At 73.0% G+C, this 15,746-nt stretch carries 15 protein-coding genes and 1 riboswitch; of the genes, 10 read left to right on the forward strand and 5 right to left on the reverse strand.

From position 1 onward, the window contains the following. Window positions 1-302: 302 nt before the first annotated feature. A riboswitch (cyclic di-AMP (ydaO/yuaA leader) is annotated at window positions 303-481 on the forward strand. A gap of 3 nt (window positions 482-484) precedes the next feature. Continuing rightward, entirely contained in the window at window positions 485-958 is a 474-nt protein-coding gene (locus QF030_RS08400; protein ID WP_307162027.1) for a C40 family peptidase, read from the forward strand. A 233-nt stretch (window positions 959-1,191) separates the two neighbouring features. On the opposite strand, the gene QF030_RS08405 is transcribed toward QF030_RS08400, so the two are convergent. Further along, on the reverse strand, window positions 1,192-1,674 hold the full coding sequence (locus QF030_RS08405) for an ATP-binding protein (protein WP_307162028.1): 483 nt from the start codon (window positions 1,672-1,674) through the stop codon (window positions 1,192-1,194). Window positions 1,675-1,880: 206 nt separating this feature from the next. Between QF030_RS08405 and QF030_RS08410 the strand changes: the two genes are divergently transcribed. Both QF030_RS08410 and QF030_RS08415 read left to right on the forward strand, forming a co-directional pair. Beyond that, window positions 1,881-2,741, forward strand: coding sequence for a helix-turn-helix domain-containing protein (locus QF030_RS08410; RefSeq protein ID WP_307162029.1), 861 nt, complete (start codon window positions 1,881-1,883; stop codon window positions 2,739-2,741). A 9-nt stretch (window positions 2,742-2,750) separates the two neighbouring features. Further along, the gene (locus QF030_RS08415) at window positions 2,751-2,993 is read left to right on the forward strand and encodes a DUF397 domain-containing protein (RefSeq protein ID WP_307162030.1); all 243 of its coding nucleotides are present in this window, start codon (window positions 2,751-2,753) and stop codon (window positions 2,991-2,993) included. 46 nt (window positions 2,994-3,039) lie between these two features. On the opposite strand, the gene QF030_RS08420 is transcribed toward QF030_RS08415, so the two are convergent. After that, window positions 3,040-4,167: an 8-amino-7-oxononanoate synthase gene (locus QF030_RS08420; protein WP_307162031.1), complete on the reverse strand. Its 1,128-nt coding sequence runs from the start codon at window positions 4,165-4,167 to the stop codon at window positions 3,040-3,042. Between the two features lie 147 nt (window positions 4,168-4,314). Here QF030_RS08420 and bioB point away from each other — a divergent pair, with 147 nt between their 5' ends. Genes bioB through bioD form a run of 3 tightly spaced genes read left to right on the forward strand, consistent with a single transcriptional unit; the run spans window position 4,315 to window position 7,578 of the window. Next, window positions 4,315-5,562: a biotin synthase BioB gene (gene bioB, locus QF030_RS08425; protein ID WP_307162032.1), complete on the forward strand. Its 1,248-nt coding sequence runs from the start codon at window positions 4,315-4,317 to the stop codon at window positions 5,560-5,562. Continuing rightward, complete coding sequence (locus tag QF030_RS08430) at window positions 5,555-6,853, forward strand: adenosylmethionine--8-amino-7-oxononanoate transaminase (protein WP_307162033.1); 1,299 nt, start codon at window positions 5,555-5,557, stop codon at window positions 6,851-6,853. Before bioB ends, QF030_RS08430 begins: the two co-directional genes overlap by 8 nt. Before the next feature lie 2 nt (window positions 6,854-6,855). Next, window positions 6,856-7,578, forward strand: coding sequence for a dethiobiotin synthase (gene bioD / locus QF030_RS08435; protein ID WP_307167510.1), 723 nt, complete (start codon window positions 6,856-6,858; stop codon window positions 7,576-7,578). Here the strand turns inward: bioD and QF030_RS08440 are convergent. Then, entirely contained in the window at window positions 7,575-9,881 is a 2,307-nt protein-coding gene (locus QF030_RS08440; RefSeq protein ID WP_307162034.1) for a helix-turn-helix transcriptional regulator, read from the reverse strand. The two genes, bioD and QF030_RS08440, sit on opposite strands and share 4 nt — an antisense overlap. 114 nt (window positions 9,882-9,995) lie before the next feature. Here QF030_RS08440 and QF030_RS08445 point away from each other — a divergent pair, with 114 nt between their 5' ends. Then, the gene (locus QF030_RS08445) at window positions 9,996-10,682 is read left to right on the forward strand and encodes an esterase/lipase family protein (protein ID WP_307162035.1); all 687 of its coding nucleotides are present in this window, start codon (window positions 9,996-9,998) and stop codon (window positions 10,680-10,682) included. Between the two features lie 114 nt (window positions 10,683-10,796). Further along, window positions 10,797-11,474 (forward strand): class I SAM-dependent methyltransferase, encoded by a 678-nt coding sequence (locus tag QF030_RS08450; protein WP_307162036.1) that lies wholly within the window; start codon window positions 10,797-10,799, stop codon window positions 11,472-11,474. Here the strand turns inward: QF030_RS08450 and QF030_RS08455 are convergent. Next, window positions 11,469-11,843, reverse strand: a complete 375-nt coding sequence (locus QF030_RS08455; RefSeq protein WP_307162037.1) for a fic family toxin-antitoxin system, toxin component — start codon at window positions 11,841-11,843, stop codon at window positions 11,469-11,471. The two genes, QF030_RS08450 and QF030_RS08455, sit on opposite strands and share 6 nt — an antisense overlap. Window positions 11,844-11,847: 4 nt before the next feature. Further along, window positions 11,848-12,090: a toxin-antitoxin system HicB family antitoxin gene (locus tag QF030_RS08460; RefSeq protein ID WP_307162038.1), complete on the reverse strand. Its 243-nt coding sequence runs from the start codon at window positions 12,088-12,090 to the stop codon at window positions 11,848-11,850. A gap of 147 nt (window positions 12,091-12,237) precedes the next feature. Here QF030_RS08460 and QF030_RS08465 point away from each other — a divergent pair, with 147 nt between their 5' ends. Then, on the forward strand, window positions 12,238-13,116 hold the full coding sequence (locus QF030_RS08465) for an ABC transporter ATP-binding protein (RefSeq protein WP_307162039.1): 879 nt from the start codon (window positions 12,238-12,240) through the stop codon (window positions 13,114-13,116). A 4-nt stretch (window positions 13,117-13,120) separates the two neighbouring features. Continuing rightward, the gene (locus tag QF030_RS08470; RefSeq protein ID WP_307162040.1) at window positions 13,121-15,688 is read left to right on the forward strand and encodes an ABC transporter permease; all 2,568 of its coding nucleotides are present in this window, start codon (window positions 13,121-13,123) and stop codon (window positions 15,686-15,688) included. Window positions 15,689-15,746: the final 58 nt, after the last annotated feature.

The following is a 15,746-nucleotide window of genomic DNA, read 5'->3' on the forward strand; positions in this document are numbered from 1 at the left end:
CCCCCGTTCAGCGGAGCGTCTGCTGCTTCCCCGGACCCTCCCAGGTTGCGCAAAAGGGCGCTCATCGGGCGGAATATGAGGCTCCGCCGCTGGTGGGAGCCCTTGGGGCGCCTTGACACCTGATCGCCCATCAGGGTGTCCACCCGAACGGGTGAGTGGTGAGTAACCCCACAAATCCCCGGTTCCGTTGGGATTTTCGGACATCGGTGAGCCAAGATCCCTGACTGACGACAAGCCCCCGCCACAAGCGGCGCGGGGCGGTCCGGGCGGACGCCGAGTCCTGCCGCCGCCCGGATGACCGGTCGACAGGAGTGCATCGGCAGGAGTGGAGGACCCAAGCACGACGGGTCGCCGGAACGGTTGTCTCACAGGAGAGGCGCCGGACCGAGCAGCCCTTGGGGTGAAGCCGCAGCAGCGGCCGGGCAACTTCGCCAGCCCGAATCCGACAGGTCATCCTTCACAGGCGGCTGACGAAGGGTTGCGCATGACTGCGCTCAATCGTGTCCCGTCGCTCATGGCCCGGGCCGGTACGGCCTCGGCTTTCGCCATCGCCGCCGTGGGCGGCTCGGTCGTGGTCCCGGGGCTCGCCCCCGACGCCGCGGCCGCCACACCGGCGACGAAGGCGCTCCAGATCGCGGCCTCGAAGAAGGGTGCACCGTACAAGTACGGGGCCACCGGGCCGAAGAGGTTCGACTGCTCCGGGCTCACGCTGTACTCGTTCAAGAAGGCGGGCAAGAGCCTGCCCCGGACGGCGGCCCAGCAGTACAACAAGACGAAGCACATCTCGGCGTCCAGCCGCAAGGCGGGCGACCTCGTGTTCTTCCACTCGGGCTCGAACGTCTACCACGTCGGGATCTACGCGGGCAAGGGCAAGATCTGGCACTCGCCGAAGACCGGTGACGTGGTGAAGCTCCAGAAGATCTGGACCAAGAGCGTCTGGTACGGCAGGGTCCGCTAAGTCGGGTCCGCGAGGTAGCGCCGTCTGCCCGGAGGGCAGGGCTCTCGGCGTCGGGTGCGTGCGATCGCAAGGCGGAGGTCGGCCTCGTACCGGGTGCACCCGGGCGATCCCGACAACGCGGCGAGCGTGCGTGCCGGGCGTCGCGAGCCGGGCGGGACCTTGCGGACACGGCCTGGGCCCGGCCGGGTCACGGGCCGGTTTTCCCGGGGCGGTGGGGGCGTCCTGACGCGCCTTCACCGCCCCGGGAGCTCACCCTCCGCCGGGGCCGTCAGGACGCCGGTCACCGGCTCCGCGGCCGGGACCGCCCACGGGAGCTCGACGGTGACCGTCTTGCCGCCCTCCCGGGTGGGCCGCACGCGGAGCCTGCCGCCGCATTCCGCGGTCAGCCAGCGAATGATCACCATGCCTCGGCCGTTGTCCTGCTGGACGGCGGCCGGCAGTCGTTTGGGGAAACGCGGGTGGCTGTCGGTGACCCCGACGCGCAGGTGTTCGTCACGGTCGAGGACGAGGTCCACCGTGAAGGTGGGTGACTGACCGAAGGTGTGCTGTACGGCGTTGGTGGCGAGTTCCGAGACGATCAGCCGGACGGCGTCGGCCATCTCCGCGTCCGCCGGCAGTCCCCATTCTCCGAGGGCGCCGGCCACGAAGACGCGGGCCGTGGAGACCGAGGCGGGATCGCTCGGCAGAGTGACGGATGCTTCCAGGTGATCTGCCATGGCGACGTCGTCCCTTTCCCGGGGAGCCCGACACGGTGCGGATCGTTCGAGTACGGTCCCGGACTGGTGCTTCTCCGCCAGACTGCCATTACCGCGCCGGTCACGGGTGGGATCCACCGAGATATGCATATATCTGTCGCCCGATGCGGTGAACTCTGCGACGGCAGAGCCTATTTGGCCGGCCCGATAGGAGTAAGGAGCAGTCCATGCAGCACGGTCCCGCGGTGCGCCGCCGAAAGCTGGGCGCCGAACTGCGCAATCTTCGTGCCCAGGCGGGGCTCACCAGTGGCGAGGCGGCCCGGCTCGTGGGCTGGCACCAGTCCAAGGTGAGCCGCATCGAGACGGGTGTCAGCGGATCGAAACCGGCCGATGTGCGGTTACTCCTCGACGCCTACGGTGTCGCCGATCCGCAGCTGCGGGAGCTGATGACGGCGCTGGCGGGCGCCGAGGGCAGCGGCGGTCGGGACCACTGGTGGCACGCCTACCGCGGGGTGCTGCCGCCCGCCTACCGGGACTTCATCAGTCTGGAGTCCCAGGCGAGCGCGATGCGCACCCTGGAGACGACGGTGGTACCGGGGCTGCTGCAGACGCCCGAGTACGCACGCGCGGTGACCAGGGCGGCCGTGGAGGGGGGCGACGAGGATCAGCTCGACACCCTGGTCGAGGTGCGGCTGGCCCGCCAGGACGTGCTGCGCGCGCAGCCGCCGCTGGAACTGCGCGCGGTACTGGACGAGGCGGTCCTGCGGCGGGAGGTGGGCGGGCCCGAGGTGATGGCACGACAGCTCGGCCGGCTCGTGGAGGCCGCCCGCTTGCCCCAGGTTCGGCTCCAGGTGCTGCCGTTCGCCGCCGGAGCGCACATCGGGGTAACTGGCCCTTTCGTTATCTTTTCATTTTCGCGCACTTCTGATCTGGACGTGGTTGTTCTCGACCACTTGACGAGTAGCCTCTATCTCGAACGGAAAGAAGACCTCCAGGCTTACACCGAGGCCTTCAACGTCCTTCGGGCGCACGCCCTTTCGCCCGGGGACTCATCGGATTACATCGCCGCGATAGCCGACGGCGCGTAAGGAGGCACCATGTCCGCACCCCCGCGGAACGTACCTTCCAGTACCGATCCCGATCACCTCCCGGATGTGCGGTGGCTGCGCAGCAGCTACAGCACGGGAGCGAACAACTGCGTGGAGACGGCCCGGCCGGGCTCCGGCCCATGGTCCGGCCTGCTCGCCGTACGCGACTCCAAGGACCCGGCCGGACCCGCCCTGCTCTTCTCCCCCGAGAGCTGGTCGGGCTTCACGGCCGCGTTCTCGCGGGCCCGCTGACCGCACCGCAACCGTCAGGGGCGGTCCACGGCCGTGTCACGCCGACTCATGGTCGTGTTTCGCCGATCACCCGTACAGCGCGTTCCAGCTCGGCCCCGGAGAGGTCCGCACGCGCGGTCAGCCTGAGGCGTGAGATGCCGTCGGGCACGGAGGGAGGACGGAAGCAGCCCACGGCCAGGCCTGCCGACCGGCAGTCCGCCGCCCAGCGCACGGCCCCCTCCGGGGACGGCGCACGCACGGAGACGACCGCGGCGTCCGGACGCACCGCCGCCAGGCCCGCGGCCGTCAGGCGCGCGTGCAGCTCGGCCGCCACCGCACGCGCGCGTGCCGCGCGCCGCGGCTCCCGGCGCAGCAGCCGGAGCGCGGCCAGCGCCGCGCCCGCCGCCGCCGGGGCCAGGCCCGTGTCGAAGATGAACGTCCGGGCCGCGTTCACCAGATGCCCGATCACCCGCGCGGGACCCAGCACGGCGCCGCCCTGGCTGCCCAGCGACTTGGACAGCGTCACCGTGACGACGACGTCGTCGGCGCCCGCCAGACCCGCCGCGTACGGAGCGCCCTGCCCGCCGTCCCCGAGCACGCCGAGCCCGTGGGCGTCGTCGACGACCAGCCCGGCGCCGTACTCGCGGCAGGCGGCCGCCAGGGCGGCCAGCGGGGCGGCGTCGCCGTCGACCGAGAAGACCGTGTCGGAGACGGCCACGGCCGGGCCCTCGTGCGTGCCGAGCGCCTTGCGCACCGCGTCCGGGTCGGCGTGCCCGACGACCTGGGTGGTGCCGCGGGCCAGCCGGCAGCCGTCGATGAGCGAGGCGTGGTTGCCCGCGTCGGAGACGATGAGCGACCCGTGCGGGGCCAGCGCGGTGACCGCGGCCAGGTTGGCCGCGTATCCGGAGGAGAAGACGAGGGCCGCCTCGAAGCCGCAGTGCTCGGCGAGCTCCCGCTCCAGCTCGGCGTGCAGCTCGGTGGTGCCCGTGACGAGCCGCGAGCCGGTCGCGCCGCCGCCCCAGGTCCTGGCGGCCGCCGCGGCGCCCTCCGTGACCTCGGGGTGGCGGGCGAGGCCCAGGTAGTCGTTGCTCGCCAGGTCAAGGAGCGGCGAGTCGGCCGGGCGGGGCCGCAGCGTCCGTACGAGTCCGGCCCGGCGCCGCAGCTCCGCCTGCTCGTCGATCCAGCCGAACGCCATGGGTCCTCCGGGCTTTTGTAGGTAGCGGACAGACACTAGCGGCCCGGCCGCCCACCCACGGTGTGGCAATACCCACACGTCGAACCCGGTGTGTTGTGTGATCCCTACCTTGGCCCGGAGCGGGTGCGTAGGACAGGATCGGCTCTCATGGACCTGCTGAACACGCTGGTGGACAAGGGGCTTCGGCGCGAGCTGCCGACCCGCGAGGAAGCGCTGGCCGTGCTGGCCACCTCCGACGACGACGTGCTGGACGTGGTGGCCGCGGCCGGCCGGGTGCGCCGGCAGTGGTTCGGGCGACGGGTGAAACTCAACTACCTGGTCAACCTCAAGTCGGGGCTGTGCCCCGAGGACTGCTCCTACTGCTCCCAGCGGCTCGGCTCCACGGCCGGGATCCTGAAGTACACCTGGCTCAAGCCGGAGGAGGCCTCCCAGGCGGCGGCGGCCGGGTTGGCCGGCGGGGCCAAACGGGTCTGTCTGGTGGCGTCCGGGCGTGGTCCGACGGACCGTGACGTGGACCGGGTCGCCGGCACCATCAAGGCGATCAAGGACCAGAACGAGGGCGTCGAGGTCTGCGCCTGTCTGGGCCTGCTCTCCGACGGTCAGGCCGAACGGCTGCGCGAGGCGGGCGCCGACGCCTACAACCACAACCTGAACACGTCCGAGGGCACGTACGGGGACATCACGACCACGCACACGTACGCCGACCGGGTGGACACGGTGCAGAAGGCGCACGCGGCGGGTCTGTCGGCCTGCTCGGGTCTGATCGCCGGCATGGGCGAGTCCGACGAGGACCTGGTGGACGTCGTCTTCTCGCTGCGCGAGCTGGACCCGGACTCCGTCCCGGTCAACTTCCTCATCCCGGTCGAGGGCACCCCGCTCGCCAAGGAGTGGAACCTCACCCCGCAGCGCTGTCTGCGCATCCTGGCGATGGTGCGGTTCGTCTGCCCGGACGTCGAGGTGCGCATCGCGGGTGGCCGCGAGGTCCATCTGCGCACCATGCAGCCCCTCGCCCTGCACCTGGCCAACTCGATCTTCCTGGGCGACTACCTCACGACCGAGGGCCAGGCCGGCAAGGCCGACCTGGAGATGATCGCGGACGCCGGGTTCGAGGTGGAGGGCGCGGAGCAGGTCACCCTGCCGGAGCACCGGGCCACGGCGGCCGGGGGCTGCGGGTCCCACGAGGGCGGCGGCTGCGGATCCCACGACGGGACCGGCTGCGGCTCGCACCAGGACTCCGGCTGCGGCTCGCACGAGGGCGGCGGTGTGTGCGGCTCCGCCCCCGCCGTGACCCCGGCCGCCGCCACGGTCACGGCCGCTGCGGTCGGCGAGGCCCGTACGGACCTGGTCGCCGTACGCCGCCGTGGCGCCGGCACCGATCTCGCGCCCAATGCCTGAGCCGGCCCGGCTCGGGGTGCCCGAGCTGCTGGAGCTCGACCGGCGGCATGTGTGGCATCCGTACGGTCCGATGCCCGGGCGGGTCGAACCGCTCGTCGTGGAGTCGGCGAGCGGGGTACGGCTGCGGCCGGCTGACGGCTCGGGTGACCTGGTCGACGGCATGGCGTCCTGGTGGTCGGCGATCCACGGCTACAACCACCCGGTGCTCAACGAGGCCGCACGCGAGCAGCTGGGCCGGATGAGTCATGTGATGTTCGGCGGGCTCACCCACGAGCCCGCCGTACGCCTGGCGAAGCTCCTTGTCGACATCTCGCCCGACGGTCTGGAGCATGTCTTCCTCGCCGACTCCGGCTCGGTGTCCGTCGAGGTCGCGGTGAAGATGTGCCTCCAGTACTGGCGCTCGCTGGGCCGCCCCGCCAAACGACGCCTGCTGACCTGGCGCGGCGGCTACCACGGGGACACCTGGCAGCCGATGTCCGTGTGCGATCCCGAGGGCGGGATGCACGACCTGTGGACCGGGGTGCTGCCCCGGCAGCTCTTCGTGGACGCGCCTCCGGCGGAGTTCGACGAGGCGTACGCCGAGCTGCTGCGCGAGGCGATCGAGCGGCACGCCGACGAGCTGGCCGCGGTGATCGTGGAGCCGGTGGTGCAGGGCGCGGGCGGCATGCGGTTCCACTCCCCCGGTTACCTGCGGGTGCTGCGCGAGGCGTGCGACGCGCACGACGTGCTGCTGGTGTTCGACGAGATCGCGACCGGGTTCGGGCGCACGGGTGCGCTGTTTGCGGCGGAGCATGCCGCGGTGACGCCGGATGTGATGTGCGTCGGCAAGGCGTTGACCGGCGGCTATCTGACGATGGCGGCGACGCTGTGCACGTCCCGGGTGGCCGACGGGATCTCGCGGGGCGAGGTGCCGGTCCTGGCCCACGGTCCGACGTTCATGGGCAATCCGCTCGCCGCGGCCGTCGCCTGTGCCTCGATCGAGCTGCTGCTGGGGCAGGACTGGCTCGCCGAGGTCAAGCGGATCGAGGCGGGACTGCGGGACGGGCTCGCGGAGGCCGTGGAGATTCCGGGGGTACGGGACGTCCGGGTCCTCGGCGCGATCGGCGTCGTCCAGCTCGACCGGCCCCTCGACGACGCGGCCATGGCGGCCGCCACCCGGGCCGCCGCGCGCGAGGGCGTCTGGCTGCGGCCGTTCCGGGATCTGATCTACACGATGCCGCCGTACGTCACCGGTGACGCGGACGTGACACGCATCGCGCGCGCGGTGTGCGCCGCGGCGCGGGAGGGATGAACATGCCGATCCTGGTGATCACGGGGACGGGCACGGAGGTCGGCAAGACCGTCACGACGGCCGCGATCGCCGCGTCGGCGCTCGCGGCGGGGCGGTCGGTGGCCGTCCTCAAGGCCGCGCAGACCGGCGTACGAGCGGACGAGTGCGGGGACGCCGACGAGGTGGCCCGGCTCGCGGGCGCGGTGACGACGGCCGAACTGGCCCGCTACCCCGAGCCGTTGGCCCCGGCGACGGCGGCGCGCAGGGCGGGTATGGCGGCGGTGCGGCCGCAGCACGTGGCGGAGGCGGCGCAGAAACTGGCCGTCGAGCACGACCTGGTGCTCGTCGAGGGTGCGGGCGGGCTGCTCGTACGGTTCGACGAGGCGGGCGGGTCGCTGGCCGACGCGGCTCAGCTGCTGCGCGCGCCGGTGCTGGTCGTGGCCACGGCGGGCCTGGGCACGCTGAACACGACGGAACTGACGGCTCGTGAACTGCGGCGTCGGAGCGTGGAGTTGCTGGGCGTGGTGATCGGCGGCTGGCCGGAGTCCCCCGATCTGGCGTCCCGTTGCAATGTCGTGGATCTGCCGGAGGTGGCCGGGGCCCCGCTGCTGGGCGCGTTGCCGTCCGGGGTCGGCGCTCTCGCACCCGCCGACTTCCGCACACGGGCGCCGGGTTGGCTGGCGCCACGGCTGGACGGGACGTGGGAGGCGGAGGCCTTCCGGGAGCGGACCGGTGCGGGGTTCTAGACGTCGTCCGCGTCCGCGAGCAGCCGTACGAGTTCGATGCGGGAGCGGATGTCGAGACGGGTGAAGACGCCCCGCAGATGATGGTCGATGGTGCGGGGGCTGAGGGCGAGGCGGGCGGCGATCTCGCGGTTCGTGGCGCCGTCGGCCGCCATCCGGGCGACCAGGAGCTGCTGGGCGGTCAGGTGGGCCGTCCCGCGCCGGTCACCGCGGGCGGGGGCCGCGGGGGCGCCCAGCGCCCGCAGTTCGGCGCGGGCGCTCTCGGCGCAGTGCGGGGCGTCGAAGGACTCGAACGCCGCCATGGCACTGTGCAGCCGGTCGCGGGCCTCCGGGCGGCGGCGCAGCCTGCGCAAGGCGCTGCCGAACAGCAGTTCGGTACGGGCCCGTTCGAAGGCGCGGGTTCCTTCGCCGTGCAGCCGCAGGGCCGCGCGGTAGTGCTCGAGGGCGTCGGCGCCCGGCGTGAGCAGCGCCCGGCAGCGGGCACTGAGCGCCAGGTCGTCGGCGCTGCCGACGGCACGGGCCCAGCGGTCGTAGCCGGCGTGCGCGGCACGTGCCACGCGGGTCTCGCCGGTCCGGACAGCGGCCTCGACGTAGTGCGGGGTGGCCAGGTGGCGGATGGCCGGGTGGCCGTGGCCCGGCCCCGCGGCGGCGAGGGCGCGCAGCCGGGCCGCGGCGGCGTCGTAGCGGCCGGAGCCGAGGTCGAGGAAGGCCAGCGCCCACTGCGCGAGGGCGGCGGGCAGGCCCAGGGCGTGGGCCAGGGCGTGGGAGCGGGCGGCCGCGGCCCGCTCCCGGCACAGGTTCTCGTCACCGGTGAGCGCGGCGAACATCGCCAGGGCGGCCTGCAGGTGGCAGGCGCCGTTGTCCTGTCCGGTGGCGTACGCCTGACGCAGCGCGTCCAGCGCGGCGGCCTCGGCGGCGCGCGGGCGGCCGGTCCAGAAGTCGGCGTAGACGCGGAACTCCATGGCCTGGGACACGGCGGCGGTGACGCCCCGGGCGCGGGCCGCGGCGGCCGCCCGGACCGTGGCGGTGGCGGCGCGGGTGTGGTCGCCGAGCATCAGGGCGGCGATGCCGGCGTGCAGGAGGAGGGTGGGGTCGCCGCCCGGACCGCACCGTCCCGCGGTGGCTTCCAGCAGGTCGCGCGCGTCCTCGTACCGTCCGTCGACGGCCGCGGCGATCCCGCCGAGCACTCCCGGCGGCTCGACGCCCAACTGCCTTGCCAGGAGCGCCGCTTCACGGCATCGACGCAGATCGCCGGTGTAGACGGCGGCCTCGGCGGCCCGGGCCAGGAAGTGGGTGACGGCGGCGGTGGGAGCGGAACGCGCCGCCCCGCCGGGCGCGCGTGACGGCACGGAGGAGGTGACGGAGCAAGCCGTGGGGGTGTCACTCCGCGCCGGTGGCGGGTCAACGGGCACGGGCCGCACCCCGGCCGCCCGTGCCGCCCGTGCCGCCCCGGCCAGCAGCGCGTCGAACGCCTCCTCCGCGTGCCCGGTCCGCAGCGCGAGGACGCCGGTGAGGGCGTCGGCGTCGCTGCGGGCGGCCAGGGTGCGGGACCGGTCGCCGTCACCGCGGTGCCAGGCGTCGGTCGCCGCGTGGGCGAGGAGCCGGGACCGTTCGCCCGGGTCCGCGCAGAGCGCGGCGGCGCGTTCGGCGAGGGCGCCCGAGAGCGCCGGGTCGCCCGCGGCGCGCGCCCGGTCGGCCGCCGCCGCCAGCTCCGCGGCGAGCCGCGCGCTGGGGCCGAGGGCGCCCGCGCCCCTGTGCCAGGACCGCCGGGGCCTCTCCGCCGGGCCGTGCAGGACGCGGGCGAGCAGCCGGTGGGCATCGCGCCGGTCGTCCGGGGCGGCCGTCTCGTACGCGGCGATCCGGGTCCAGGCGTCGCGGAAGCCGACCCCGCCCACCGTGGCGTAGGCGATGCCGGCCGCCTCGGCCGCCTCGAGGGGCCGGATGTCGAGGCGGGCGGCGGCGACGGCGCGCAGGAAGGCGTGGGTGGCCACCGGGTACTGGTCGGCGGCCGCCAGCAGGAGCACCAGCCGGGTGCCGTCGGGCAGCGCGCGGACCTCACGGCGGTGGGCGCGCAGCGTCTCGGGGGCGAGGTCGGCGGGTTCGGCCGGCAGCGGATCGAGCCCTGCCGCCTGCCGTTCGGTCAGCCGCGCGACGAGTTCCGCGGCGGCCCGCGGATCGCCGTGCACGAGGCGCAGCACGCGTACACGGACGCCTTCGGACGGCGTCGGGGCGAGGCGCGGGTCCGTGCTGGGGTGCGTCGGTGGCGAAGTGCGGTCCAGCGACGGTGGGTTCACTCGTGTCACCACACAAGTGACGTTACTGGCGGGTTACTTGAGCCGTAAAGACTGGCGACTTCACCGATGCGGCGCGCGTAGACCCGCCGGACACTCCTGGCAACCCCACACGTTTCAGGAGGCATCATGCAGCGCCACAAGCGTCGCATCGCCGCGGCTCTCTCGGCCGTGGTCTCTTCGCTCCTTCTGTCACTCTCGTTCTCCGCCCCCACAGCCCACGCCGCGACCCGCGATCCGATCGTCTTCGTGCACGGCATCAGCAGTTCCGCAAGCAGCTGGGACGACTGGGTCGCCGACTTCAAGGCCGACGGCTACACGGCCGCCGAGCTCGACGCCTGGACCTACAGCTGGTCCCAGTCGAACGCCACCACCGCCTCCCAGCTGGCCACCGAGATCAAGAACGTGCTGGCGAGGACCGGCGCCTCCAAGGTCGACGTCGTCATCCACTCCATGGGCGCGCTCAGCTCCCGCTACTACCTCAAGAACCTCGGCGGCACCGCGTACGTGGACGACTTCGTCTCCGTCGCGGGCACCAACCACGGGACGTCGGTGGCCTCGTGGTGCAGCTGGCTCTACACGTCCTGCGCCGAGATGGTCACCGGCAGTTCGTTCGTCACCGCCCTCAACTCCGGTGACGAGACCCCGGGCGCCGTGAACTACGCGACGTACTGGTCGAACTGCGACGCGGCCGTCGACCCGGACTCCTCGGCGCTGCTGAGCGGGGCCGCCAACGTCGGCGTCGGGTGCATCTCGCACAACGACATGAACAACGACCACGGCGTGTACGAGCAGGTGCGCGACTTCGTCCGGTGAGCCGTTCGCCGTCCGAGCCGTCCGTCCGGTGAGCGGCGCGGCGGCGACAGCAGGGGTGCGGCGGGCCTGTCCGGGGGAGAATCCCGGTAGGCCCGTCCTGCCCGGGAGGTCGCCATGCCCCTACGCCCCACCCGTTCCGCCGAGCTGCCCGGCGGCGCCGTCCACCATCCGCTGTTCGCCCGCTGTTACGCCCGGCTGGGCACGGCCGCGGAGACCCGCGCCGGTCTGGCCGCCCTACGCGCCGAGCTGCTCACGGGGCTCTCCGGCCGGGTCGTCGAGATCGGCGCGGGGAACGGTCTGAACTTCGCGCACTACCCGGCCGCCGTCTCGGAGGTCGTCGCGATCGAGCCGGAGCGTCATCTGCGCACACTGGCGCTGGAGGCGGCCCGCAACGCCGAGGTGCCGGTGGACGTCGTGCCGGCCGTGGCGGAGGCCCTCCCGGTGAAGAGCGAGGCCTTCGACGGGGCGGTGGTCTCGCTGGTGCTGTGCAGTGTGCGGGACGTCCCCCGCGCACTCGGGGAGCTGCGGCGGGTGCTGCGGCCCGGCGGCGAGCTGAGGTTCTTCGAGCACGGGCCGGGCGGCGGTCCGGCGATGCGGTTCACTCAGCGCGCGCTGGACCGGACGGTGTGGCCGACCCTGGCCGGTGGCTGCCACCTCACCCGGGACACCCTCGACGCCCTGCGGGAGGCAGGGTTCGAGCCGGGCCCGTACCGCCGGCTGTCCGTGCCGGAGAAGGGCCCGAGACTCCCCTCCTCGTACTGCGTTCTCGGCAGGGCCCGCCGCCCGTCATAGGCTCCACCGGCGCAGTTCGCGCGCGATGTCGGACACCGACGCCTCCCCGGTCTTGACCAGCCGGGCCAGGTCGCGGACCTGTTCGGGCGAGGTGGCGACCTTCAGACCGCTGGCGACGAGGTAGGCGTACGCGACGGCGCAGGCGAACAGGGCGTTGGAGCGCTCCAGGGCGGGGACGTGGATGAGCAGTTGGAGCAGCGCGGCGGCGCGGGTCGGCGCGTCGTCGTAGACGGGGACGTCGAATATCTCGGCCTGGTGGCGCGCCACGGCGGCCACCAGTGCCCCCCAGTCGGTGACCTGGGGGTCACCGGGGGTCTTCTGTTCAGCGAGCATGAGGAGCCAGGCGAGATCGATACGGAGGTCGCTCAAGGGATCAGCGGCGACCTTCGCGCGTGCCGCCCTCGCGGTCGGCGCCGAACTCCTCCGCGAAGACGGCCTCGTACCGCTTCATGAAGTCGCTCGCGGCCTCGACGAACGTGTGGCCGACCTCGCCGGCGTCCTGTCTGACCAGCTCCTCGATGTAGCGGTTGACGCTCATGCCACGGGCCGTGGCGCGCTCCCGGGCGGCCCGGGCCGTGCCCTCGTCGACGCGTACGTTCAGCTGGGTCTTCGCCATACCTCGACGCTAGCGCCGGGTCGCTAGCAACGGCAAGGGCGGCCGGGAAGCGAAAAAGGATACCGGGTGTGCGCCGGATCACACTACGCTCGGCCGGGCGCACGCATCCCCTGCGAGCGATCCGTCCGTACGAGCGAGGAGGCAGCCTTGTCCATACCTGCTGCGGAGCACGCCCCCGGCCTGGCCCCGGCCGGCGGGATCGCGGCCCGCGCCCGCGGTCTGACCAAGGCGTACGGCTCGGGTGAGACCGCGGTGCTCGCCCTGGACTCGGTGGACGTGGACATCGCGCGCGGCCGCTTCACCGCCGTCATGGGGCCGTCCGGCTCCGGGAAGTCGACCCTGATGCACTGCCTGGCGGGCCTCGACACGGTGTCGGCCGGTCAGGTGTGGCTCGGCGACACCGAGATCACGGGGCTGAAGGACCGGGAGCTGACCCGGCTGCGCCGGGACCGGATCGGGTTCATGTTCCAGTCGTTCAACCTGATCCCGACGCTCAACGCGGTCGAGAACATCACCCTGCCCATGGACATCGCGGGCCAGAAGCCCGACCAGAAGTGGCTGGACCAGGTGATCGACACGCTCGGCCTGCGGGACCGGCTGAAGCACCGGCCCTCGCAGCTGTCCGGCGGCCAGCAACAGCGCGTGGCCTGTGCCCGGGCACTCGCCTCCCGCCCCGAGCTGATCTTCGCCGACGAGCCGACCGGCAACCTGGACTCGCGCGCCGGGCTCGAGGTCCTCGCGTTCCTGCGGGAGGCCGTCGACCAGCTGGGGCAGACCGTCGTCATGGTCACCCATGACCCCGGCGCGGCCGCCCACTCCGACCTGGTGCTCTTTCTCGCGGACGGGCGGATCGTGGACGAGATGGAGCGGCCGACGGCCGACGCGGTGCTGGAGCGCATGAAGCGTTTCGACGTGATCCGCGCCCAGTCCGACGGCGGGAGCGGCCCGCGCGGCGACAGTACGGACGCCCCGACCACCGGCACCCTCGGCACCGACGCCGACGGCACCGACGTCAAGGAGAAGTGATCCGGTGCTGAAGGCCACCCTCAGGAGTTTCCTCGCGCACAAGGGGCGGCTGCTGCTGTCCGCGCTCGCCGTCGTCCTGTCGGTGGCGTTCGTCGCGGGGAGCCTGATCTTCTCCGACACGGTGACGCGCACCTTCGACCGGCTCTTCGCGTCCACGTCGGCGGATGTGACGGTCCGGCCCGCCGACGACCTCGACGCGTCCGTGCCGACCGGCGCCGTGCAGACCGTGCCCGCCTCCCTCGCCGAGAAGGTGGCCCGCGTTCAGGGGGTCGCGTCGACCCACGCGGACGTGAGCGTGGAGAACATCACGGTCGTGGACAGTGAGAACGAGTCCGTCGGACCGACCACGGGCGCGCCCACCGTCGCCACCGACTGGTACGTGACCGACCGCAGCCCGGTGCAGCTGACCTCCGGCCACGCCCCGCGGGGCGCGGACGAGGCCATGCTCGACGCCGACACCGCCGACAAGAAGCACGTGGACATCGGCGACACCCTCACCGTGATGGCCCAGCCGGGCTCGTTCAAGGTGAAGATCGTCGGCATCGCCACCTTCACCACGACCAATCCGGGCGCGGCCCTGGTCTACCTCGACCCCGCGACCGCCGGCACCGCGCTGCTGGGCTCGGCGGACAAGGCCACGAGCATCTCCGTCGACGCGGCGCGGGGCGTGAGCGACGCGGCGCTCGCACAGCGCGTCGACGCCGCGGTCGGCGCCGGTCCGTACGACGTGAAGACCGCCGAGGAGCAGGCGAAGTCGTCGGCGGAGGCGCTCGGCGGGTTCCTCGACGTGATCAAGTACGTGATGCTCGGCTTCGCCGGGATCGCCGTCCTGGTCGGTGTCTTCCTGATCGTCAACACCTTCTCGATGCTCATCGCCCAGCGCACGCGCGAGCTGGGCCTGCTGCGCGCCCTGGGCGCCGATCGCCGTCAGGTGCGCCGCTCGGTGCTCACCGAGGCGGTCCTGCTCGGACTCGTGGGCTCCACCCTGGGCCTCGCGGCCGGCATCGGCCTGGCGGCGGGACTGATCAAGCTCATGAGCGCCTTCGGCATGAACCTCAAGACCACCGAGATGGTCGTCGGCTGGGCGACCCCGGTGTCGGCCTACGTCGTCGGCGTCGGCGTCACCTTCGTGGCGGCCTACCTCCCGGCCAGGCGCGCCGCGACCGTGTCGCCGATGGCGGCCCTCGCGGACGCGGACATCGCCGGAGTGGGGCGGCCGCTCAAGGTGCGCGCGGTGGTGGGCGCGGTCGTCGGCGCGCTGGGTGTGGCGGCGCTCGCCGGCTGTGTGAGTTCCTCGACGACGTCGTCCGCGGCGTCCCTGCTGGGCCTGGGCGTGGTACTCACCCTCATCGCCACCGTCATCGCCGGGCCGCTGCTCGTCCGCCCGGTGATCCGGGTGCTCGGCGGTGCCTTTCCCGCGCTGTTCGGCTCGGTCGGCCGGATGAGCCAGCGCAACGCGCTGCGCAATCCGCGCCGCACGGGCGCCACGGCGGCCGCGTTGATGGTGGGCCTCGCGCTGGTGGGCGGGATGTCGGTGGCGAGCGCCTCGATGTCCAAGTCCTTCGACCAGCAGATCGACAAGACGCTGGGCGCCGACTTCGTCGTCCAGAACGCCAACTTCACACCGTTCTCCGAAGAGGTCACGGACGCGGTGCGCGGCACCGACGGCGTCGGCCTCGTCGTACGGCAGCGGTTCGCGCCGGTCGCGGTACGGCTGCCCGACGGCGAACGCGTCGAGACGACCGCCTCCGGCTACGACGACCGGGTCGACGACGTCGCGCATGTCACGTACGCGCAGGGCGACACGGCGGCCGCGCTGGCCGACGGCGCCATCGGCATGGACGTCGACTTCGCCGGGCACCACGGAGTACGGCTGGGCAGCGTGCTGCGGGTGGAGTTCCCCGGCGACCGGACCACCTCGCTGAAGGTCGGCGCGCTCACCGACCAGGACACCGGCGACGGGTTCGGTATGCAGGGCGGGCTGTTCCTCGGGATCGCCACCGTCGAGAAGTACGTGCCCGGCGGGCAGGACTCGGCGCTGTACGTGAACGCGGCCGGCGGCACGAGCGGCGACCGGCTGCGTCCCCGGCTGGAGCGGACGCTCGACGCTTATCCGCAGGTACAGGCGCGTGACCAGGCCGACTACAAGAAGCTCGTGCACGACCAGATCGCCGTGCTGCTGTACCTCGTGTACGCGCTGCTCGGGCTCGCGATCGTCATCGCGGTGCTCGGTGTGGTCAACACCCTGGCGCTGTCCGTGGTGGAGCGGACCCGGGAGATCGGGCTGCTGCGGGCGATCGGGCTGGGCCGGCGGCAGTTGCGCCGGATGATCAGGCTGGAGTCGGTCGTGATCGCGGTGTTCGGCGCGGTGCTGGGGCTGGCGCTCGGGCTGGTGTGGGGCGTGTGCATTCAGCAGGTGCTGGAGTTGCAGGGCATGAAGGCCTTCGCGGTCCCGTGGGGCACGATCGTCGCGGTGGTGGTGGGCTCCGCGGTCGTCGGTGTCGTGGCGGCGCTGCTGCCCGCGCTGCGCGCGTCCCGGATGAACGTGCTGGCGGCGATCGCGCACGAGTGAGGCGCCGGCCGGACCGGCGGGTGCCCGGCCGGCCGTCTTGCGGAGCCCGGGGGCGGGG

It is taken from the genome of Streptomyces rishiriensis (genome assembly GCF_030815485.1).
In the GTDB taxonomy this organism is placed as follows: domain Bacteria; phylum Actinomycetota; class Actinomycetes; order Streptomycetales; family Streptomycetaceae; genus Streptomyces; species Streptomyces rishiriensis_A.

Coding starts and splice junctions, on each gene's coding strand:
- QF030_RS08450 (WP_307162036.1), top strand. CDS start 10,797: ATGCCCCTACGCCCCACCCGTTCCGCCGAGCTGCCCGGCGGCGCCGTC.
- QF030_RS08405 (WP_307162028.1), bottom strand. CDS start 1,674: ATGGCAGATCACCTGGAAGCATCCGTCACTCTGCCGAGCGATCCCGCC.
- QF030_RS08430 (WP_307162033.1), top strand. CDS start 5,555: ATGCCTGAGCCGGCCCGGCTCGGGGTGCCCGAGCTGCTGGAGCTCGAC.
- bioD (WP_307167510.1), top strand. CDS start 6,856: ATGCCGATCCTGGTGATCACGGGGACGGGCACGGAGGTCGGCAAGACC.
- QF030_RS08410 (WP_307162029.1), top strand. CDS start 1,881: ATGCAGCACGGTCCCGCGGTGCGCCGCCGAAAGCTGGGCGCCGAACTG.
- QF030_RS08445 (WP_307162035.1), top strand. CDS start 9,996: ATGCAGCGCCACAAGCGTCGCATCGCCGCGGCTCTCTCGGCCGTGGTC.
- bioB (WP_307162032.1), top strand. CDS start 4,315: ATGGACCTGCTGAACACGCTGGTGGACAAGGGGCTTCGGCGCGAGCTG.
- QF030_RS08460 (WP_307162038.1), bottom strand. CDS start 12,090: ATGGCGAAGACCCAGCTGAACGTACGCGTCGACGAGGGCACGGCCCGG.
- QF030_RS08420 (WP_307162031.1), bottom strand. CDS start 4,167: ATGGCGTTCGGCTGGATCGACGAGCAGGCGGAGCTGCGGCGCCGGGCC.
- QF030_RS08415 (WP_307162030.1), top strand. CDS start 2,751: ATGTCCGCACCCCCGCGGAACGTACCTTCCAGTACCGATCCCGATCAC.
- QF030_RS08400 (WP_307162027.1), top strand. CDS start 485: ATGACTGCGCTCAATCGTGTCCCGTCGCTCATGGCCCGGGCCGGTACG.